Genomic DNA, 20,585 nt, shown 5'->3' on the forward strand with positions numbered 1-20,585 from the left:
GCGGAAATCAGACCATACTGACGTACATCGCGGCGAAGATGATAGCGTCGAAGGTGCCGTGGACGAGCGCGGACACCGTCAGGTTCCCGGTGCGCAGGTAGAGGAAGCCGAGGACGAGCGAGAGCAGGAAGATGATGACCAGCGTCCCCGCCGTCGCGGCGAGCGTCGACCCGATGGCGTACGCGGGGATGTGCGCCAGCGCGAAGATGGCGCTGGCGACGACCAGCGCACCGCGCTTGGAGAACGTGTCGTAGAGCGACTTCTGGATGATGTTGCGGTACAGCAGCTCCTCACCCGGGCCGATCAGCAGCCACGACGCCGGGATGAGGACGAGCAGCATCTGGGGGTTGCCCTGCTGGGCGGTCTGTTCGATGCTGTGGTCGGCGGTCTGGACGCCGACCTGGGTGAGGGCCACGGCGACGGCGACCTGGAGGACGAACAGCGCGACGACGCCCCCGACCGCGTACCCGAGACCGCGCCAGTCCGGTACCCGGAAGTCGAGGTACGACAGTCCCATCCCCCGACCGAGCAGGAACAGGAGCGCGACCGACCCGGTTCCGAGCCCGAGCGCCACCGCCGACAGTCCGAGGCGCAGGTTCGGGCCGACGTCGCCGAAGACGCCGAGCAGTATCGTCGTCCAGACGGCGATAGCCAGCAGCCCCGACAGCCCCAGCGCGCCGCTCCGCAGGACGGCGAAGACCATGCTGGCGACGCTTCGCGACTGGCGAGCGTCCCCGCTTGCCCCGGTCGCCGTGCCATCTGTCATGGTCGCAGCCACGGCCCCGTCGGCTAAAGTCCCTGCGACTGCTGCTCGACGGATGACGACGCCGCCGTGGTCGGTTGGGGAGTCCGTCGGCGTCGAACCGTCCGGCGTCCTACTCCAGCGGCCCGTCCCAGGCCTCGTACCCGCCGGCCATGTTCGCCACGTTGGCGTCGCTGTAGTGGTCGATGAGCCGGGCGGCCTGCACGGAGCTCTCGCCGATGTAACAGGCGACGACGACCTCGTCGTCCCAGTCTCGCGTTCCCTCGGCGGTGGCGCGACGCAGAAAGCGGCGCGACTTGCCACGTCGTCGCTCCCGGTGCTCTCGGGTCGCTGCGGTCGCCCGTCGTCGACCGCCGTTCCCGGGCGGTTCCGACTTCGAGCGCGGCCACCGTCCCGGGAGAAGTACTATCTCACTGACGTACGTGGCGTCGAACCCCGGTCGCTCTCGTCCGCTCGCGGGCGCTTCGTCGCTCGTCGCGCCGGACGGCCGCTCTCGCCGCCGAATCGTCGTCGCTCGACGTCCGCGGGTCCCGGCGAAACGTTTACCAGCGCAGTGACCTTACCGGAGGCCGATGACTGCTGGGACACGAGACGGGGGTGAGCCGTAGTGGAACTCATCGTCACCGAGAAGAACAACGCCGCTCGGCGAATCGCCGACATCCTGAGCGGCGACACCGCCGAGACCGAGCGACGCAACGGGGTCAACGTCTACAAGTGGGGCGGCAAGCGCTGTATCGGGCTCTCCGGCCACGTCGTCGGCGTGGACTTCCCGGAGGAGTACAGCGACTGGCGCAACGTCGAACCCGTCGAACTCATCGACGCCGACGTCGAGAAGAAGCCGACGAAGGAGAACATCGTCCGGACCCTGCGGCTGCTGGCCCGCGACGCAGACACCGTCACCATCGCGACGGACTACGACCGGGAGGGCGAACTCATCGGCAAGGAGGCGTACGAACTCGTCCGCGAGGTCAACGAGGACGTGCCCGTCCGTCGCGTCCGGTTCTCCTCCATCACCGACAACGAGGTCACGTCGGCGTTCGAGAACCCGGACGACATCGACTTCGACCTCGCCGCCGCCGGGGAGGCCCGGCAGGTCATCGACCTCGTCTGGGGCGCGGCGCTCACCCGATTTCTCTCCCTCTCGGCGCGACAGCTCGGCGACGACTTCATCAGCGTCGGCCGGGTCCAGAGCCCGACGCTGAAGCTCATGGTCGACCGCGAGCGCGAGATACAGGCGTTCGAGCCGGACGACTACTGGGAGCTGTTCGCCGACCTGCTGAAAGCCGACACGGAGTTCGAGGCGCAGTACTTCTACCGCGACGAGGACGGCAACGAGGCCGAGCGCGTCTGGAACGAGGACGACGCGAAATCGGCGTTCGAGACGCTCCAGTCGGCCGCCGAGGCGACCGTCGAGCGCGTCTCGCGACGCACCCGGACCGACGACCCGCCCGCGCCGTTCAACACTACACAGTTCATCCGCGCCGCCGGCAGCCTCGGCTACTCCGCCCAGCGCGCGATGAGCGTCGCCGAGGACCTCTACACCGCCGGGTACGTCACCTACCCCCGGACCGACAACACCGTCTACCCCGACGACCTGGACCCGGAGGAACTCCTGGAGACGTTCTCGAGCGACTACCACTTCGGCGACGACGCCGACTCGTTGCTCGACGCGGACGAAATCGAGCCGACCGAGGGCGACGAGGAGACGACCGACCACCCACCCATCCACCCGACCGAGGACGTGCCGACGAAGGGAGAACTCGGCGACGACGAGTGGGAGATATACGAACTCGTCGTCCGGCGGTTCTTCGCCACCGTCGCCGACGCCGCGAAGTGGGAGCACCTGAAGGTCGTCGCCGACGCGTCCGGCCTCTCGCTGAAGTCCAACGGAAAGCGCCTGCTGGAGGAGGGCTACCACGCGGTCTACCCCTACTTCAACACCAGCGAGAACTACGTGCCGGACGTCGAGGAGGGCGAGCGACTGTCCGTCACCGACGCCCGGTTCGAGGAGAAACAGACCCAGCCGCCGCGCCGGTACGGCCAGTCGCGGCTCATCGAGAAGATGGAGACGATGGGCATCGGGACGAAGAGTACGAGACACAACACCATCCAGAAGCTGTACGACCGCGGCTACCTGGAGGGCGACCCGCCCCGCCCGACGCGGCTCGCGGAGGCCGTCGTGTCGGCGGCCGAGGACTACGCCGACCTCGTCGTCAGCGAGACGATGACCCGCGAACTCGAACAGGACATGACCGCCATCGCGGAGGGGGAGGCCGACCTCGACGACGTGGCCGACGAGTCCCGGGAGATGCTCGAACAGGTGTTCGACGAACTGGAGGAGTCCCGCGAGGACATCGGCGACCAGCTCCAGCAGTCGCTGAAGGAGGACAAGATTCTGGGACCGTGTCCGGAGAGCGGCGACGACCTGCTCGTCCGCCAGAGCCGCAACGGTTCGTACTTCGTCGGCTGCGACGGCTACCCCGACTGCACGTACACGCTCCCGCTCCCGAACAAGGGCAAACCGCTCATCCTGGAGGAGACCTGCGACGACCACGACCTACGAGAGGTGAAGATGCTCGCCGGTCGCCAGACGTTCGTTCACGGCTGTCCGCTCTGCAAGGCCGAGGAGGCCGAGGAGGAGGAGGACCGCGTCATCGGCGTCTGTCCCGAGTGCGGGGAGGGGGAGGAGCAAGGAGGCGAGGGCGGCGAACTCGCCATCAAGCACCTCCAGAACGGGTCGCGGCTCGTCGGCTGTACCCGGTACCCGGACTGCGATTACTCGCTACCGCTGCCGCGCCGGGGCGACATCGAGGTGACCGACGAGCGCTGTGAGGACCACGACCTGCCGGAACTGGTCGTCCACAGCGGCGACGAGCCCTGGGAACTCGGCTGTCCCATCTGCAACTACCAGGAGTACCAGGAGCGCCAGAACGAGTCGGGCACCGACCTCGAAGCCATCGACGGCATCGGCGCGAAGACCGCCGAGAAGCTCTCCCAGGCCGGCATCGAGAGCGTCGACGACCTCAAAGACGCCGAGGTAGAGACCGTCGCGTCGGAAGTGAGCGGCGTCAGCGAGGACAGACTCCGGGGTTGGCAGGCGAAGGCGGACTGACTCCCCGTTCGCAGTCGTAGCGAAAGGTGGTTTCGAAGCTGTTATAGCCCGCAATTATGTACGGAGAGCTATGACCGCGCCCTGGAACGACTGGAACCACATCGTCAAACTGGACCCGGACAAGACGCTCGTCGAGGGGGAGACGTTCGAGGACGTCTGTGAAACCGGCACCGACGCGCTGGAGATCGGCGGCACGCTCGACATGACCGCCGACAAGATGCAGCGGGTCATCGACGCCTGCGCGAAGTACGACGTGCCGGTGTACCAGGAGCCGAGCAATCCGGCGGTCGTCGTGGACGACGACGCTCTCGACGGCTACCTCGTCCCCATCGTCCTCAACGCCGGCGAGGTGTCCTGGATCACGGGCGCGCACAAGGAGTGGGCCCGCATCGACGACGTCGACTGGGAGAAGACGACCACGGAGGCGTACGTCGTCATGAACCCCGACGCGAGCGTCGCCGACCTCACCGGGGCCAACTGCGACCAGACGCCCGAGGACGTCGCCGCCTACGCCGAAATCGCCGAGCACATGCTCGGCCAGGAGATCGTGTACGTCGAGTACTCGGGCACGTTCGGCGACCCCGAGGTCGTCGCGGCCGCCCAGGACTCGCTCGACGAGGCGACGCTGTTCTACGGGGGCGGCATCCGGGATTACGAGTCGGCGCACACGATGGCGCAGTACGCCGACACCGTCGTCGTCGGCGATCTCGTCCACGACGAAGGCGTCGACGCCGTCCGCGAGACGGTCGAGGGCGCGCGCGACGCCATCCACGCCCAGGCCGAGTCCGCCTAGACGTCCCAGCGACCGACCTCCAGGGCCTTTTCCGACCGCCGTCTTCGCCCGGAGCGGCCGCTCTTCGCCGCGCGGACCGGAGCGACGGGGAGCGGCGTCCGCGGCCACTTGGATTCGTCGCTCGCGAGCGCGCCCGCGACCGTCACGGTCGGCGTCGGGAGCCTCCGTCCGGGGACGGAAATGAGGGCGTTTAAGACCGCGCCGGAAGAACGACGCCGTATGCAGAACCGAACCTACACTGCCGACGCCGAGCCCGGCGAGACGGCGACCATCGCCGGCTGGGTGCACGAGATTCGCGACCTCGGCGGTATCGCCTTCCTCATCGTCCGGGACGCGACCGGCAAGATTCAGGTCAAGTTCGAGAAGGACGAGATGGACGACGAACTGGTCGAGACCGGACTGGACGTCAACCGCGAGAGCGTCGTCACGGTGACCGGCGACGTGGAGGAGGAAGAGCGCGCGCCGACCGGCGTCGAGGTCGTTCCGAGCGAACTCGAGGTCGTCGCCGACGCCGAACCCGAACTGCCGCTGGACCCCAGCGGCAAGGTCGACGCCGACCTCTCGACGCGGCTCGACAACCGCACGCTCGACCTCCGCAAGGAGGAGGTCAAGGCCATCTTCGAGATTCGCGCCGAACTACTGCGCTCCGTTCGCGACCAGTTCCGCGACCTCGGCTGTACCGAAATCAACACGCCGAAGATCGTCGCGACCGGCACGGAAGGCGGTACGGAGCTGTTCCCCATCACGTACTTCGGCCGCGAGGCGTTCATGAACCAGAGCCCGCAGCTGTTCAAACAGCTGATGGTCGGCTCCGGTCTGGAGCGCGTCTTCGAGGTCGGCCCCATCTTCCGCGCCGAGGAGCACAACACGCCCCGGCACCTGAACGAGGCGACTTCCATCGACTTCGAGTCTGCGTTCTACGACCACGAGGACGCGATGGACGCCTGCGAGGCGGTCGTGAAGGCGGCCTACGAGGGCGTCGCCGAGAACTGCCAGCGGGAGCTCGAACTGCTTGGCTACGACGACTTCGAGGCGCCTGACGGCGACTTCCCCCGGCTCTCCTACGAGGAGGCCATCGAGCGCATCAACGCCACGGGCGAACTCGACGAACAGCTCGTCTGGGGCGACGACCTACCCACCGAAGGCGAGAAGGCGCTCGGCGAGGACGTCGGCAGCCACTACTTCATCACCGACTGGCCGAGCGAGATCAAGCCGTTCTACATCAAGGACCACGACGACGACGAGCAGCTCTCGACCGGCTTCGACCTGATGCACCCCCGGATGGAACTCGTCTCGGGCGGCCAGCGCGAACACCGCTACGACCACCTCGTCGACGGGTTCGAACAGCAGGGGCTCGACCCCGAGCAGTTCGACTACTACACGAAGATGTTCAAGTACGGGATGCCGCCCCACGCCGGCTGGGGACTCGGCGGCGAGCGCCTCGTCATGACGATGCTCGGCCTCGACAACATCCGCGAAGCCGTGCTGTATCCGCGGGACCGACAGCGGCTTTCGCCGTAGCCGCCGAGCGTAACGAAGCGACGGCGTACCCCCACGACTGCCAGCGCCTCTCGCCCCGCGAACCACCCTTTCTCTCCGCGCTCTCACCGTCGGACGCTCTCCCCATACGGCCGGTCGCGTGAGGGCCGTGGCGGTCGTTTTTCCGGACAATCGAACCTCTTAAACCGCCACGCGACGTAGTTAGAATGGCAGAGGGAGCCCGGTTCCCGCGGTGGACGCGGCCTCGCCGCGTCGTACGGTGTCGGCCTCGCCGGCACCCACGTGAGGAAAGTCCCCCCACCGTCCGGGCAGGCGACCGGGCGCAAGCCCGGAGTGGGAGACCACTGGCTCTGGAACAGAAACGAGACCCCTCCGCGCGACCGATGAGGTGCGCGAACCGACCCGCGAGGGAAGGGAGTTGACCCACCGAGGGCTCTGCCGCGTCTTCGACGCGGCGACCGCGGAGAAGGGATGGAACGGCGAATCCTCGCCGGTGCAAGTCCGCGCCACTATGGTAGCCCGGACGCCCGCCAGCCGGCGGGCCTCCGTGGCGTTCGGCGACACCGTCGGAACTTTCCGGCGAGTTTCCGGACGCCCGGAGACGGTGCGGACGCTCAGCCGAATGCCGGGCCGAACAGAAGGGGGCTTACTCCCCTCAGCCGTTTTAGATACCGAGCGCGAACGCGAGGAGCGCGACGCCTACCAGCAGTTCGAGTGCGACCACTAGCAGGGCTGCGCTGACTTTCACGGTTTTCAGGCGGCCAGTTGCGGTGCTCATGTCTCGTCCATCGTTTCGACCGGACCATCAATAAGTGAGAACGATGGTTGACGACCGTTTCCTCTCCTAACACGAAGTTAACGATTTGAACAGAACTGAACTGTCGCCGTTCGCCTCGTTCGAACTCGTTCCATCGTCCGTTACGTCCGAGTTGTTAAATAGAGGTCACCTAATTATTAGAAACTCACATTCGAGGCCGGATTCGTGGTAGCGACATTAATAACTCCTCGGCGATTACGCTCGACTATGAGCGACACAGACGGAACGGAGACGGTTCGTCTCTCGGTTCCGGACATGGACTGTCCGTCCTGCGCCGGGAAGGTAACCGGGAGCGTCGAGTCCGTCGAGGGCGTCGCGGACGCCGACGCGCAGGTTACGGCGGGCCGACTCGTCGTGGACTACGACCCCGACCGGACCGACTCCGCCGCAATCCGAGAAGCGGTCGAGAACGCCGGCTACGCGGTCGAAAACGGCGGTGAAGAGACGCTCTCGGTGCCGAGCATGGACTGCCCCTCCTGCGCGGGCAAGGTCGAGAACGCGCTCGACGGCGTGGACGGCGTCGCCGGATACGAGACGCGACCGGCGACCGGGACGGTCGTCGTCGAGTCCGCGGGAGCCTCCCGCTCGGACCTCGTGGCGGCCGTCGAGGGTGCGGGCTACGAGGTGACCGACCCGGCGGGCGACGACGCGAGCGCGGCCGGCGTCGGGTCGCCGGACTCGGTGTGGACGAGTCCCCGGGCACTGAAGACGTGGGCCGGCGCGGCGCTGCTCGTCGCGGCGCTCGTCCTGCACTTCTCCTCCCTCGCGAACCCGAAACTCTTCACGGTCGGCAGCGTCACGCTCACCGTCGCCGACGCCGCGTTCCTGCTGGCGACTGCCTCCGGCGGCCAGGCCGTGCTCCGGAACGGCTACTACTCCGCGAAGAACGCGAGCCTCGACATCGACCTGCTGATGAGCGCCGGCATCGTCGGCGCGCTCGCGGTCGGCCTCTACCTCGAGGCGGCGACGCTCGCGGTGCTTTTCAGCGTCGCGGAACTCCTGGAGCGGTACTCGATGGACCGCGCCCGTGACTCGCTGCGCGAACTGATGGAACTCTCGCCGGACACGGCCACCGTGGTCCGCGACGGTGAGGAGGAGACGGTTCCCGTCGAGGCGGTCCGGCCCGGCGAGACGGTGGTCGTCCGGCCCGGCGAGAAGGTGCCGGTCGACGGCGTCGTGCGGGAGGGAGCGAGCGCGGTCGACCAGTCGCCGATAACGGGCGAGAGCGTCCCGGTCGAGAAGAACGAGGGCGACGAGGTGTTCGCCGGCACCGTCAACGAGGAGGGGTACCTCGAGGTCGAGGCGACCGCGGAGGCCGACGAGACGACCATCTCGCGCATCGTCGAACTGGTCGGCGACGCCGAGCAGTCTCGCACCCAGCACGAGCAGTTCGTGGACCGGTTCGCCAGCTACTACACCCCCGCCGTGGTCGGGATGGCCGTCCTGACGGTCGCGGTGCCGCCCCTCCTCTGGAGCGCGCCGTTCGAGACGTGGTTCGTCCGGGGACTGACGCTGCTGGTCGTCGCCTGTCCCTGCGCGTTCGTCATCAGCACCCCGGTCAGCGTCGTCTCGGGCATCACCAGCGCGGCGCGCAACGGCGTGCTCGTGAAGGGCGGTAACCACCTCGAGGCGATGGGCGAACTCGACAACGTCGCGGTGGACAAGACCGGGACGCTGACGAAGGGCGAACTCGCGGTGACCGACGTGGTCCCGCTGAACGGCAACGACGAGGCGGACGTGCTCCGCTGCGCGCACGGCCTCGAACGGCGCAGCGAACACCCCATCGCCGAGGCCGTCGTCGACTACGCCACCGAGACGGTCGGCCGCGACGAGCGCCCGGTCGAGAACTTCGAGAACCTGCCCGGCAAGGGCGTCAAAGCCGACGTCGACGGCGTCACCCACTACGTCGGCAAGCCCGGCCTGTTCGCCGACCTCGGTTTCGACCTCGGACACACCCACCTCACCACGGACGGCGGGGCGGTCGTCTCCGACGACCCGGCCGACGACGGACCGGTCGTCGCGGCGGACGAGGCTGGCGGCATCTGCGAGGACCGTGACGACTGTCTGGACCTGCTCGGCGACGCCGTCCCGCGGCTCCAGCGGGAGGGCAAGACCATCGTGCTGGTCGGCACCGAGGAGGAACTGGAGGGCGTCATCGCCGTCGCCGACGAAGTGCGCCCCGGCGCGAGCGAGGCGGTCGCGCGCCTCCACGACCTCGGCATCGAGCGCGTCGTCATGCTCACGGGCGACAACGAGGGTACCGCTCGCGCCATCGCTGAGCGGGTGGGCGTCGACGAGTACCGCGCCGAGCTCCTGCCCGAGGAGAAGGTCGAAGCGGTCGAGGAACTCGCGGACGACGGCGTGGCGATGGTCGGCGACGGCGTCAACGACGCGCCTGCGATGGCCGCCGCGACGGTCGGCGTCGCGATGGGCGCTGCCGGCACCGACACCGCCATCGAGACGGCCGACGTGGCGCTGCTCGGCGACGACCTCCGGAAACTGCCGTACCTCCGGGACCTCGCCCGGAAGGCCAACCGCGTCATCCGCCAGAACGTCTGGTCCAGCCTCGCGGTGAAGGCAGTCCTCGCCGCCGGCGCGCCGCTCGGCCTCGTCAGCGTCGCGGCCGCCATCGTCGTCGGCGACATGGGCATGAGCCTCACCGTCACCGGCAACGCGATGCGACTCGCCGGCGTGAGTCCCGACGACAAGTGAGGAAGGCGCCGTCTGCGGTCGCTCGTTCTCGGAATCAGTTCGAACTCGCCGCCCGGAGTTCAGGTATCGCCTCGTCGGGGTCGAACGTCTCGCAGAGGCTCGCTATCGCGCAGTCGGCGCACCGAACCGTCCCCGCCCCGTCGTACTCGACGAGACCGACGTCCTCCATCTTCGGCAGATGGGCGTGGTAAAGTTCGGCCTCGATACGGGTGCGACGCTCCTCGGTCCCCTCCCCCGCTTTCGATTCTCGCTTCGCAACCTGGTCGACGAGTTCATCCAACGAGAACGCCGTCTTCTCCGTCTTCACGACGTGAAGGCAGAGGGTCCGCCGTTGCTCGTCGCTGAAGAGGTCGAACAACCCGTCGATGGTCTTCGGATCAGTGGTCAACCGTTCTCACTATTCCGGGAGTGGGTCCTGGAGGGGATAACGAGTCGGCGTAAATATTCACGGTCTTTTTAACGTCGCAGCGACAGATGCTACCACCCACCAATGATTTTGGCCTCGGCGACCATACCGTAGGTAACCACGATGATACTCGTCGAATTCGGACTCGACTACCCGATTCTCCGCGAAGCACTCGAACGGGCCCCCGAGATGGAAGTCACGTGGAAGCGGTCGGACCAGTCCGAGGGAGGGAGACACCGGATTCTCCTCTGGACGGAGGGCGGCGACTTCGAGGCGTTCGAGGAGGGCGCCGAAGACGACCCCACCATCTCCACCGTTTCGCCCGTCGTCGAGGTCGGTTCACAGCGGCTCTACAGGACCGAACTGGGTGAGGAAGGGCGACGAAAGAGCGTGTATCCGCTCCTCGTCGAGCAAGCGAGCATCCTCCAGCACGTCACCGCGACCCACGAGGGCTGGGAGTTCCGCGTCGCGTTCCCCGACAGGACCGCGTTCGGCCAGTTCTACGATTTCTGTCGAAGTAACGACCTGGGATGCGACGTGTATCGATTCTACGAGGAGCGAGGGAACGTCGACACGCCCCGGTTCGGGTTGACGGACGCCCAACGGGAGACGCTCGCCACTGCCGTCGACTGCGGGTATCTGGAGATTCCGCGGGAGAGTTCGCTCGCCGACCTCAGCGACCACTTCGACATCTCCGAGACCGCGGCCTCGGAGCGGTTCCGTCGCGGAGTAAAACGGCTCGTCGAGACCACGGTGTACACCGACGCCGGTTAGTCGCACGCACCGAGCGCCGGGTCGATAGCTCGTGCGGTAGTCGTACTGCGGTCGCGTTCTCGGGCATCCGTTCCGGTTCTGGGGGCCGTGCCACCAACTACTGAAAGCCTCCGGCCCGTACTCCCGACGATGGCAGGCGACCGCGACGACGAGGTGACCCGTGACGCTGCCCACGGCCACCGCACCGACGAACGCGACGCACAAGGGGGCGCGAGTCACGCCCACGACTCGGGACTCCGCGAACTCGCGCTGGCCCTGGGCATCAACACCGTCTTCTTCGTCGTCGAACTCGTCGGCGCACTGTACGCCGACTCACTGGCCCTGTTCGCGGACGCGGTGCACATGCTCGCCGACAGCGCCAGCCTCGCGCTCGCGCTGGTCGCCGCGTGGGTCGCGGGACGGCCCGCCGACGCACGGCGGACCTACGGCTACCAGCGCGCGGAGGTGCTCGGCGCGTTCGCCAACGGCGTCCTGCTCGTCGCCGCCGTGGGATACATCCTCTTCGACGCCGTTCGTCGGTTCCAGGACCCCCGGCCCGTGGACGCCCCGGTCGTCGTGGTCGTCGGCCTCGTCGGTCTCGTCGCCAACCTGGCGGCGGCGTGGGTGCTCGCGGACCGGCGCGACGTTCTGAACGTCGAAGGAGCCTTCCTCCACCTGCTCGCTGACGCGGCGGGCAGCGTCGCCGCCGTCGTGGTCGGCGTCGCGCTCGTCTACACCGACCTGTACGTGCTCGACCCAGTCGCCGCCCTGCTGGTGGCCGTGCTCGTCCTCTACTCGGTCCGCGACCTCCTCTCCGACAGCCTGAACATCCTCCTCCAGGGAGCGCCCGGAGACGTCCCCGTCGACGAGGTGCGGCGCTACATCGAGGGCATCGAGGGGGTGACGGACGCCCACGACGTCCACGTCTGGGCGCTCGGGTCGACCCAGTACACCCTCTCGGCGCACGTCGTCGTCGCGGAGGGCGTCGACTCCGACGCGGTGCTCCGGCGCTGCCAGTCGGACCTCGCCGACCGGTTCGGAATCGACCACGCCACGCTCCAGGTCGAGTCGCCCTCCTACGCCCACACCGTCGACTTCGACTGTTACGCCGACGAGCGCTGAGAACGCCCGCTCGGTTCGGTCGATGCGCCGGTCCGACGGGACGGCCCTGCCGCAGGGACTCGCGGAACCGGCGAGCGGCGAGGGCCGTCGCACTTAGGGACTTCACCGTCGTGGGCTAGAGCGAGGGATTCCATGCCAGTCAGTGACATCGCAGTCACGGAGGTCGTAACGGCAGACCGGAACACGGCGGTCACGGCCATCGCGGCCCGGATGCAGGAGGCGAACGTCGGGAGCGTGCTCGTCCTGGAGGAGAGCGACCTCGTCGGCATCGTAACGGACCGAGAGATAGCCCTCTCGCTCGCGGACGACCCGGACGCCACGGACCGCACCGCGGGCGAGGTGATGACCGAGGACCCGGTGACGGTCCCGTCCGACGCTAGCGTCACCGAACTGGTCCGGCGGATGGAAGACGCGGGCGTCCGCCGGATGCCGGTCGTCGACGACGGCGACCTGACGGGCATCGTCACGCTCGACGACGTGCTGGTGTTGCTCACCGGGGAGTTCGACGACGTCGTCGAGGTCGTGAAGCGCCAGTCACCGCGGTTCTGAGACCGTCGGACGCGAGAGCGCCGTCCCGGCGAGTCGCGTCGCGCGTCGCTCGCACGTCCCGCCGAACCGGCGCAGGTCGATTCGTCGACCGTCGACGTTTTTTCGCGGCCACACGAGGTGGGGGTATGGACGAACGAATCCACGAGCACGCGGCGGTACTGGTCGACTGGAGCGCGCGCGTCGAGGCGGGCGACGACGTGGTGCTCTCGGTCGCTGAAGGGGCACACGACCTCGCGGTCGCCGTCGCGGAGAAACTGGGCGAACGCGGCGCGAACCTGCTGGCGACCTACGGTTCCGACGAGATAGCGCGCGCCTACCTCCGGGCGCACGACGGCGACTTCGACGCCGACCCCGAGTTCGAACTGGCGCTGTACGAGAAAGCGGACGTGGCCCTCGCGCTCGGCGGTAGCCGGAACGCGACGGCGAAGGCGGACGTGCCCGGCGAACGGCGGCAGGCGTACTCGAAGGCACGCCGGGAGATTCGCGAAGCCCGCCTCTCGACCGACTGGGTGAGCACGCTCCACCCGACGCGGGCGCACGCCCAGCAGGCGGGAATGGCCTACGAGGAGTACCAGGACTTCGTCTACGACGCCGTCCTCCGCGACTGGGAGAGCCTGGCCGACGAGATGGCGGAGATGAAAGAGATACTCGACGACGGCAGCGAGGTTCGACTCGTCTCGGACGGCACCGACCTCACGATGTCGATCGAGGACCGGACCGCAGTGAACTCCGCCGCCTCCGTCGCGTACGACTCCCACAACCTGCCAAGCGGCGAGGTGTTCACCGCGCCGGCCGACCCCGCGGGCGAGGTCGTCTTCGACGTGCCGATGACCATCCAGGACCGCCGGGTGCGGAACGTCCGACTCGCGTTCGAGGACGGCGAGGTGACCGAGTTCAGCGCCGAGACGGGCGAGGACGCGCTCGCCGACGTGCTCGGGACGGACGAGGGCGCGCGCCGCCTCGGCGAACTCGGCATCGGGATGAACCGCGGCATCGACCGGTTCACGGACAACATCCTCTTCGACGAGAAGATGGGCGACACCGTCCACCTCGCCGTCGGCCGCGCCTACGACGCCTGCCTGCCCGACGGCGAGGCGGGCAACGACAGCGCGGTGCACGTCGACATGATAACCGACGTGAGCGAGAACTCCCGGCTCGAAGTCGACGGCGAAGTCGTCCAGCGGAACGGCACGTTCCGGTGGGAGGACGGGTTCGAGGAGGCGTAACGACGCGTCGAACCGCGAGCGAATGACGGGCAGACGGCCCGACGCGAAAGAGAGCGAACTGCAGAACTGAAGGGATGTTTATAGGCTCGCTACTGGTCCCGTCTTCTCCTCCCGAACCGAAACAGACAGAAAATTATAATAAAGCAGATTATATTTATACTTTTATTGGAAGTAAAATCAGACCACTCGGGGAATCGTTTATTATAGTTCAGGGAAAGAATAGAGTGGCGGTAGCAAAAATGAACCAGAGCAGACGTACATTCCTGAAAGGCATCGCAGCGACGGGCGTGGCACTCACCGCGGCAGGGCAGGTGTCTGCCGGAGACGGCACTCGGTACATCGTCGTCGGGAGCGGCGAGGGAGCGGCAAAGCGAATCCGCGACGCCGGCTTCTCGGTCGAGCGAGAACTCGGCGGTAACGTACTCGTCGTCACCGCCGACGACCGGTCGGCGCTGGAGAGCGTCTCCGGCGTCTCCGAGGTGGTCGTCGACAGGAAGATGACGCTCGACGCGCCGAAACTCGAGGAGGAGAAGGCGGAAACGACGACCGACGAGGAACTGTACCCTCTCCAGTGGGACAAGCAGGTGACCGACGTACCGGAGGCCCACACAACGGCGACCGGGGAGGGGACCCGCATCGCTATCATCGACACCGGCGTCGACGTCGACCATCCGGACCTCGCGGCCAACGTCAACGAGGACGAGGGCAAACTGTTCAAGTACGGCGAGATGAGCGACGACGCAACGGACGTGTACGGCCACGGTACGCACGTCGCCGGTATCGCGGCCGCGAGCGACGAGGGCACGACGGGCGTCGTCGGCACCGCACCGGACGCCGAAATCGTCTCGCTGCGGGTGTTCTACTACGATGACATCGACGACGACGGCGAGGAGGAACTGACGACCACCCGCGCCGACCTCTTCACCGCCATCGACTACGCGGCAGAAATCGGGGCGGACGCGGCGAACATGAGCATCGGCACGCCGCCCATCCCGCCGCAGGACAACGCCGGCGGTCTCAAGGTCGGCTACCAGCGCGTCATCCAGAGCGCCAGTCGACGCGGCACGCTGACCGTCGTCAGCGCGGGCAACAGCAGCGCCAACCTCCAGCAGGGCGGCTACTTCACGCTCCCGAACAGCGTCGCCGGCGCGATGAGCGTCAGCGCCACCGGGCCGAACGACGAACTCGTCTTCTACTCGAACTACGGCACGAACGAGGTGAGCGTGGGCGCGCCCGGCGGCGGGTACGAGACGCTGGAGAAGACGCTATCGGAGGACACCGAGTGGCCGTACCCGACGAACCTCGTCCTCTCGTCGGTGCCGCCGGACATCTACGGCGCTTATTACGCCTACTTCGCCGGCACGTCGATGGCCGCGCCGCAGGTGACCGGCACGGCCGCGCTCGTGCGCGAACTCGCGCCGGACGCCAATCCGAACGAGGTCGAGCAGGCCATCGAGCAGGGTGCCGAGGGGACGTCGGGCAAGAGCGACCCCGAACTCGGCGCGGGTCGGCTGAACGCGAACAGGGCCCTCGACTCGATCTAAGTCCACCAGTCGCTTTTTCGCTGGTCGTCGTCCCGGAGCGGCGGAGGGAGTTCGGAGTCGTCGAGACCCATCCCGTAGCCGAACCAGTAGCCGACGTGCCAGCCGACGGCCTCGGTGTCGACGTCGCCGATAGAGATTACGAGGCGCTCGTACTCCTCCATCTTCCCGTCGCGGTCGGGGTCGACGCCGCTAACCCGGCCGCAGCTCGCCGTGGACCGACAGGGGAGGTCGTCGGGGAACCGAACGACGACGTCGGCAGCCGAGCGGTCGCGAGTGAACTCGAACGTCAGATTCGACGGAACGGTGCCGTCGGCGCCGCGGCCGTAGTACTCCAGCGCGTTGGTGACCTGCCGGCGAACCGCGCTCCGGTCGCGGTCCGGCGTCGGCGCGAGATACACGGTGAACCCGGCGTCGGCCCACGGCAGCGCGCGCTCGTCGGCGTCCACTCGCTGCCGCGTCGCCAGGGCCGCAGAGTGGTTCATGATGGACTGCGGGGCCGCGCTGTGGTTCAGCCCCAGCGTGTGGCCGAGTTCGTGTTTCAGCACGAGGACGGTAGAGTTACTCGAGAACGACGCGTCGACCTCGACGTGCATCGGTCGGTCGACGTGGCCGGGTTCGGTGACGTACGGCGCACAGCCGGCGGCGTTCTCGATGCGCGGACAGCTCTCGACCTGCTCGACGAACCGGACGACGAGGTCCGGATTCTCCGCGTTCGGCGCGAGTTCGTAGTCGATGGGGTAGCCGGCGTACTGCTCGCTGTGGTTCTCCCAGTAACCCAGCGCTCGCCGCAGCTCCTGCGTGAAATCCCGCGACGGAGCGCCGGTGTTCTCGACGGCGACCGTCAGCGTCGACTCGCCCCAGGGGTTCTCCCGGTCGGCCACCGTTCTCACCGTGCTCGACTGTCGCGACTCTCCGTCCGCGGCCGTCGTGGTCGCGTCGTGGGTGGTCGTGTCGGGGGTGGTCGACGGGGTCGTCTCGGCGTCTATCTGCACCTGGGAACAACCGGCGAGGACGACGAGGGCGACGAGGACGAGCGCACGCCATTTCATGCGTCGTTAACTACGACGAGCGACGTATCAAACTTTCCGCCACGAAGTGACGATATACAGGCCGGTTCCGACAACGTCCAATCTCGAAGGCAGCGGAAACGTAACTCGCGCGGCGGACGACCGCCGACGGCCAGCGTTTTAGTCGCTGGCCTGCCAGCGAGGAGTATGGACTACCGCGGACTCCTGCTGTTGTGGGCCGCACGCGAGACGGGCGTCCTCGACGCCGTCACCCTGCACGCCGGCACGCCGGCGGCGGTCGCCGACGAAGCCGACGTCACCGAGCGGGCCGCCCGCATCACCCTGCAAGCGCTCGAGGAGATGGGATTCCTCGAACGCGTCGGTAACGAGTACGAGGCGACGAACCGGGCGCTCGGCTTCTTCGCCAAGACCGACGTGCGCTCCATCGGGTCGGTACCCCACCGTCTCGACTGCGTCGACCGCTGGCTCGAACTCCCCGAGACGATGCGGACCGGCGACCCACCGGCGAAATCCGAGGACTGGGAGACGAACTTCGTGGGCGCGATGGCGACCGTCGACGAGGCGACGGTCCGAGCCTGCGTCACCGCAGCAGTTCACGCCAGTCCGGACGCCGAGCGCGTCCTCGACGTCGGCGGCGGTCCGGGTTCGTTCGCCACGGAGTTCGCCCGCCGCGGCTTCGAGGTGACGCTGTTCGACCGCCCCGCGGTCGTCGACCGCGTCGAGCGCTTGCTCGCCGACGAACCGGTCGAACTGGTCGCCGGCGACGCCACCGACGACCTCCCCGACGGGTTCGACGTCGCGTTCTGCTCGCGGGTCGCGCACGCGCTCGGTCCCGACGAGAATCGCCGACTCGTGGCGAACGCCTACGACGCGCTCGAACCGGGCGGCGCGATCGTGCTCGTCGACCGCGTCCGCGGCCGGTCCGAGGGCGCTGCGTTGCTGGGCGCACACATGCTCGCCCAGACCGAACGCGGCGACGCCTACACCGCCGACGCGTTCACCGGCTGGCTGGACGACGCCGGTTTCCGGGACGTGTCGGTTCGGGACGTACCCGGCACGAATATGCAGGTAATCGCCGGACGCGTGCCGCGCGATTGAAGAACTTCCGGCGCGAATCGGTCGTATGGACCCCGCGGTGTTGCGCGACGACATGGTCGCCAGCCTGGAGCACGAGACCAAGGCGCTCGTGCGGAGCGACGACGTCAGCCAGGCGCTCAGGACCGTGCCGCGCCACGAGTTCGTCCCGGCCGACGCCGACCGCGGCGCGTACCTCGACCAGTCGTTCGACCACCGCGGCACTCGCGTCCTGTCGCCGAGCACGGTCGCGAAACTGCTCGAAGCGCTCGACGTCGAGGACGACGACTCCGTGCTCGTCGTCGGGGCCGGCGTCGGCTACACCCCGGCCGTGCTCGCCGCGATGGTCGGCGAGCGCAACGTCCACGCGGTCGACATCACGCGCACGGTCGTCTACGACGCCCGGCGGAACCTCGAGTCTGCGGGCTACGGCGGCGTGTTCGTCGACTGCCGCGACGGCGCGGACGGCCTCCCGGAGTACGCGCCGTTCGACCGCATCCTCGTCGAGGCCGCCGCCGTCGAACCGCCGCGTGCGCTGGTCGAGCAACTCGCCTCCGACGGTCGGCTGGTCATGCCGCTCGGCGGCCGCGAACAGCGACTGGCGGCCGTCGAACGCGAGACGCCGAACGACGTCGAGGGTTCCTCCGACGTTGGCGTCGCCCCCGACGCCCGGGTGGTCGAGCGGTTCGGTTCCGTCGCGTTCGCACCGCTGCTCGTCGAGGGCGAACAGTCCGGAGCTATCGAGCGCAACCGGACCGCGCGCGAGGACCGCGAATACGCCGAACGGCACGCCCAGACCCGGCGCGGCTGGGAGCACGAGTGGATCGACTGGGACGGCCGCTAGTCCTCGACCACCAGTATCTTCGTGTTCTCGCGCTCGTCGGTGTACTCGCTCCCCGCCGGCGGTTTGACGCCGATTTGCAGCGTTCCTTCCTGCTGGTTCGGCCCCAGCTCCGGGTCGACCGAGACCGTCACCGTCCCGTCGTCGTCGGTCGTCGCAGTCCGCACCTCGTCGAGCGTCGCGGACCCGCCGCGCACGACGACGGTCGCGTCCGCGACCGGTTCTCCGTCGGCGTCGACGACGGTGATGTCGATCTGGTCGCTACCGGGCCCGACGACCTCCGGCGACGGTTTCGCGTCGAGTTCGCTCACGGACATCCCGTTCAGGCCCGAGAGCATGTTCATCATCACCGAGAGGCTGGCGACGCCGACGACGAGCGCGATGACGAGCCGAATCGGCAGTCCTTCGATACCGCGGTCGTCCGCGCGGAAGCGTTCGAGTGCACGCATGGCCCGGCCTGGTCCCGTTCCGGTTGATAAATCCTCGGACGGACGTTTATAAACGAAGGCGGGACCAGGGCCGGCCGTGACTCGAATACTCGGTCGGACGGACGGCGACGGCGAGACTGGCCACCTCGGAGCCTACCGAGCGCGGGACGGCAGCGAGGGCGCGCCCGTCCACGTGGACCTCGACGGCCCCCACGCTGCACTCGTGGTCGGCAAGCGCGGCTACGGGAAATCCTACACCCTCGGCGTGCTGGTCGAGGAACTCGCGCGAACGGAGGGCGTCGTCCCGGTGGTCGCCGACCCGATGGGGGCGTTCGAGACGTTCGCCGACCGCCGGGACGTCGCGGTCGAGGTCGTCGACTCCCCGCGCGCGTCGGCCGACGCCATCGCGCCGCGGGCGTGGTGTGACCTGCTCGGACTGGACCGCGAGAGCGCGGCGGGGTCGCTCGTCTGGCGCGCCGCGAGCGAGGCGTCGACGCTGGCGGGTATGCGCGAGTGGGTTGGTGGGGCGGACGTCCCCGCGGCGACGCGGCGAGCCGCCGAGAACCACCTCGCGCTCGCGGCGTCCTGGAACGCCTTCTCGCCCGACGGCCTGTCGGCGACCGATTTCACCACGGCGTCTGGCGTCGTGTTGAACCTGGCGGGCTACGACGCGGCGGCGATGAACGCCGTCGTCCGGGCGGTGGCGTCGGGGCTGTACGACGCTCGCGTCGCGGGGCGCGGGCCGCTGCCGTGGCTCCTGGTGGACGAGGCGCACGCGTTCTTCGACGGCGTCGCCGGCCCCGCGCTCCGGACGGTGCTCACGCGTGGGCGACGACCCGGCGTCAGTCTCGTCACCGCCACACAGCGACCGGACGCGCTCCCCGAGGTCGCCATCTCGCAGGCCGACCTGCTCGTCTCCCACCGGCTGACCTCGCGAGCCGACATCGACGCGCTCTCGCACGCCCGGCCGACGTACGCGCGAACGTCTCCCGCCGACCGGATGCCGGCAGCGCCGGGAGAGGCGGTGGTAGTCGACGACGCCACCGAGAGCGTCCACTCGGTGCAGGTCCGGAAGCGCGAGGTTCCGCACGGTGGCGGGAGTCCGAGCGCGAGCGACGGGGGTGACTTCGAAAGCGATACGTGACGCCGCCGGCTGGGAACGGACGAGACACGCCGAGCATGTCGGTCGAGAACACGCACGCGCTGAAGCGCGCCGAACCCGTCCTGCTGGTCGCAGTCGGCGGGTTCGTCGGCGCGACGCTGCGCCACGCCGTCGCGGTCGCGCTCCCCGGCGGGTTCCCCTGGGGGACGCTCGCGGTGAACGTCGCGGGAAGTTTCGCCCTCGGCGTCCTGCTGTACGAGGCCCGCCTCGTCGACCTGCTCTCCGCCGAGACGCGACTGGTCGTCGGCACCGGCTTCCTCTCGTCGTTCACGACCTACAGCACCTTCGCGGTCCAGACGGCGTCGCTGTCGCCGACGCTGGCCGTCGCGAACGTCGCGGCGAACTACGTCCTCGGCCTGCTGGCGGTGCTCTCCGCCCGGCGCGTCGTCGGAGGTGTCGTCGCGTGAACCCGGTCCTGCTCGTCGGCGCGGGCGGCACGCTCGGCGCGCTCGCCCGCCACCTCGTCTCCGTCGCGCTCCCCGGCGAGCGCCGGGACACGCTCGCGGTGAACGTCGCCGGGAGCTTCGCGCTCGGCGCGCTGACCGTCGGTGTCGCCGACCCGGGGATGCTCGCGCTGTTCGGGACGGGGTTCTGTGGCGCGTTCACGACGTTCTCCAGTTTCGCCTTCGAGACGGTGCGGCTGTACGAGCGCGGCGACCGGCGGGAAGCCGCGGGAAACGCGACGGTCCACCTGGTCGGCGCGCTGGTCGCGGTCGCGGTCGGCGGGGCGGTCGCCGCCGCCATCTGACCCGCCG

At 68.5% G+C, this 20,585-nt stretch carries 19 protein-coding genes and 1 other RNA gene; 15 read left to right on the forward strand and 5 right to left on the reverse strand.

All coding sequences use genetic code 11. The features are described from left to right. Positions 1-7: 7 nt before the first annotated feature. The gene (locus tag ACTF4R_RS07645) at positions 8-766 is read right to left on the reverse strand and encodes a CPBP family intramembrane glutamic endopeptidase (RefSeq protein ID WP_440007259.1); all 759 of its coding nucleotides are present in this window, start codon (positions 764-766) and stop codon (positions 8-10) included. A 109-nt stretch (positions 767-875) separates the two neighbouring features. Further along, a complete protein-coding gene (locus ACTF4R_RS07650; protein ID WP_440007576.1) occupies positions 876-1,268 on the reverse strand; it encodes a rhodanese-like domain-containing protein in 393 nt (130 codons plus the stop codon). Between the two features lie 102 nt (positions 1,269-1,370). On the opposite strand from ACTF4R_RS07650, the gene ACTF4R_RS07655 reads away from it, so the two are divergent. The 5 genes from ACTF4R_RS07655 (at position 1,371) to ACTF4R_RS07675 (ending at position 9,697) form a co-directional block, all read left to right on the forward strand. Next, a complete protein-coding gene (locus ACTF4R_RS07655) occupies positions 1,371-3,875 on the forward strand; it encodes a DNA topoisomerase I (RefSeq protein ID WP_440007260.1) in 2,505 nt (834 codons plus the stop codon). Between the two features lie 70 nt (positions 3,876-3,945). Continuing rightward, positions 3,946-4,668 carry a phosphoglycerol geranylgeranyltransferase gene (locus ACTF4R_RS07660; protein WP_440007261.1) on the forward strand — a complete coding sequence of 241 codons (723 nt, stop codon included), beginning with the start codon at positions 3,946-3,948 and terminating at the stop codon, positions 4,666-4,668. A gap of 219 nt (positions 4,669-4,887) precedes the next feature. Next, positions 4,888-6,189: an aspartate--tRNA(Asn) ligase gene (aspS, locus tag ACTF4R_RS07665; RefSeq protein ID WP_440007262.1), complete on the forward strand. Its 1,302-nt coding sequence runs from the start codon at positions 4,888-4,890 to the stop codon at positions 6,187-6,189. Positions 6,190-6,376: 187 nt separating this feature from the next. Then, positions 6,377-6,829: RNase P RNA component (gene rnpB, locus ACTF4R_RS07670), an RNA gene on the forward strand. Between the two features lie 363 nt (positions 6,830-7,192). Further along, the gene (locus tag ACTF4R_RS07675) at positions 7,193-9,697 is read left to right on the forward strand and encodes a heavy metal translocating P-type ATPase (protein ID WP_440007263.1); all 2,505 of its coding nucleotides are present in this window, start codon (positions 7,193-7,195) and stop codon (positions 9,695-9,697) included. Between the two features lie 34 nt (positions 9,698-9,731). On the opposite strand, the gene ACTF4R_RS07680 is transcribed toward ACTF4R_RS07675, so the two are convergent. Continuing rightward, a complete protein-coding gene (locus ACTF4R_RS07680; RefSeq protein ID WP_440007264.1) occupies positions 9,732-10,085 on the reverse strand; it encodes a DUF7344 domain-containing protein in 354 nt (117 codons plus the stop codon). A 141-nt stretch (positions 10,086-10,226) separates the two neighbouring features. On the opposite strand from ACTF4R_RS07680, the gene ACTF4R_RS07685 reads away from it, so the two are divergent. The 5 genes from ACTF4R_RS07685 (at position 10,227) to ACTF4R_RS07705 (ending at position 15,297) form a co-directional block, all read left to right on the forward strand. Beyond that, positions 10,227-10,877: a helix-turn-helix domain-containing protein gene (locus ACTF4R_RS07685; RefSeq protein WP_440007265.1), complete on the forward strand. Its 651-nt coding sequence runs from the start codon at positions 10,227-10,229 to the stop codon at positions 10,875-10,877. A 129-nt stretch (positions 10,878-11,006) separates the two neighbouring features. Next, positions 11,007-11,978 (forward strand): cation diffusion facilitator family transporter, encoded by a 972-nt coding sequence (locus ACTF4R_RS07690; RefSeq protein WP_440007266.1) that lies wholly within the window; start codon positions 11,007-11,009, stop codon positions 11,976-11,978. Between the two features lie 132 nt (positions 11,979-12,110). Beyond that, positions 12,111-12,527, forward strand: coding sequence for a CBS domain-containing protein (locus ACTF4R_RS07695; RefSeq protein ID WP_440007267.1), 417 nt, complete (start codon positions 12,111-12,113; stop codon positions 12,525-12,527). A gap of 125 nt (positions 12,528-12,652) precedes the next feature. Further along, a complete protein-coding gene (locus ACTF4R_RS07700) occupies positions 12,653-13,753 on the forward strand; it encodes an aminopeptidase (protein ID WP_440007268.1) in 1,101 nt (366 codons plus the stop codon). Between the two features lie 239 nt (positions 13,754-13,992). Then, complete coding sequence (locus tag ACTF4R_RS07705) at positions 13,993-15,297, forward strand: S8 family peptidase (protein WP_440007269.1); 1,305 nt, start codon at positions 13,993-13,995, stop codon at positions 15,295-15,297. Here ACTF4R_RS07705 and ACTF4R_RS07710 read toward each other — a convergent pair. After that, complete coding sequence (locus tag ACTF4R_RS07710; protein ID WP_440007270.1) at positions 15,294-16,346, reverse strand: matrixin family metalloprotease; 1,053 nt, start codon at positions 16,344-16,346, stop codon at positions 15,294-15,296. The two genes, ACTF4R_RS07705 and ACTF4R_RS07710, sit on opposite strands and share 4 nt — an antisense overlap. Before the next feature lie 165 nt (positions 16,347-16,511). Between ACTF4R_RS07710 and ACTF4R_RS07715 the strand changes: the two genes are divergently transcribed. After that, entirely contained in the window at positions 16,512-17,423 is a 912-nt protein-coding gene (locus ACTF4R_RS07715) for a class I SAM-dependent methyltransferase (RefSeq protein ID WP_440007271.1), read from the forward strand. A gap of 25 nt (positions 17,424-17,448) precedes the next feature. After that, positions 17,449-18,243, forward strand: coding sequence for a protein-L-isoaspartate O-methyltransferase family protein (locus tag ACTF4R_RS07720; protein ID WP_440007272.1), 795 nt, complete (start codon positions 17,449-17,451; stop codon positions 18,241-18,243). On the opposite strand, the gene ACTF4R_RS07725 is transcribed toward ACTF4R_RS07720, so the two are convergent. Continuing rightward, complete coding sequence (locus ACTF4R_RS07725; protein ID WP_440007273.1) at positions 18,240-18,689, reverse strand: DUF7382 domain-containing protein; 450 nt, start codon at positions 18,687-18,689, stop codon at positions 18,240-18,242. The two genes, ACTF4R_RS07720 and ACTF4R_RS07725, sit on opposite strands and share 4 nt — an antisense overlap. 76 nt (positions 18,690-18,765) lie before the next feature. On the opposite strand from ACTF4R_RS07725, the gene ACTF4R_RS07730 reads away from it, so the two are divergent. Genes ACTF4R_RS07730 through ACTF4R_RS07740 form a run of 3 tightly spaced genes read left to right on the forward strand, consistent with a single transcriptional unit; the run spans position 18,766 to position 20,578 of the window. Next, complete coding sequence (locus ACTF4R_RS07730; protein WP_440007274.1) at positions 18,766-19,812, forward strand: ATP-binding protein; 1,047 nt, start codon at positions 18,766-18,768, stop codon at positions 19,810-19,812. Between the two features lie 35 nt (positions 19,813-19,847). Continuing rightward, the gene (gene crcB / locus ACTF4R_RS07735; RefSeq protein WP_440007275.1) at positions 19,848-20,237 is read left to right on the forward strand and encodes a fluoride efflux transporter CrcB; all 390 of its coding nucleotides are present in this window, start codon (positions 19,848-19,850) and stop codon (positions 20,235-20,237) included. Then, on the forward strand, positions 20,234-20,578 hold the full coding sequence (locus ACTF4R_RS07740; RefSeq protein ID WP_440007276.1) for a fluoride efflux transporter FluC: 345 nt from the start codon (positions 20,234-20,236) through the stop codon (positions 20,576-20,578). Before crcB ends, ACTF4R_RS07740 begins: the two co-directional genes overlap by 4 nt. Positions 20,579-20,585 lie beyond the last annotated feature (7 nt).

Origin of the sequence: Halomicrococcus pelagicus (assembly GCF_051917725.1) — an archaeon.
GTDB lineage: Archaea > Halobacteriota > Halobacteria > Halobacteriales > Haladaptataceae > Halomicrococcus.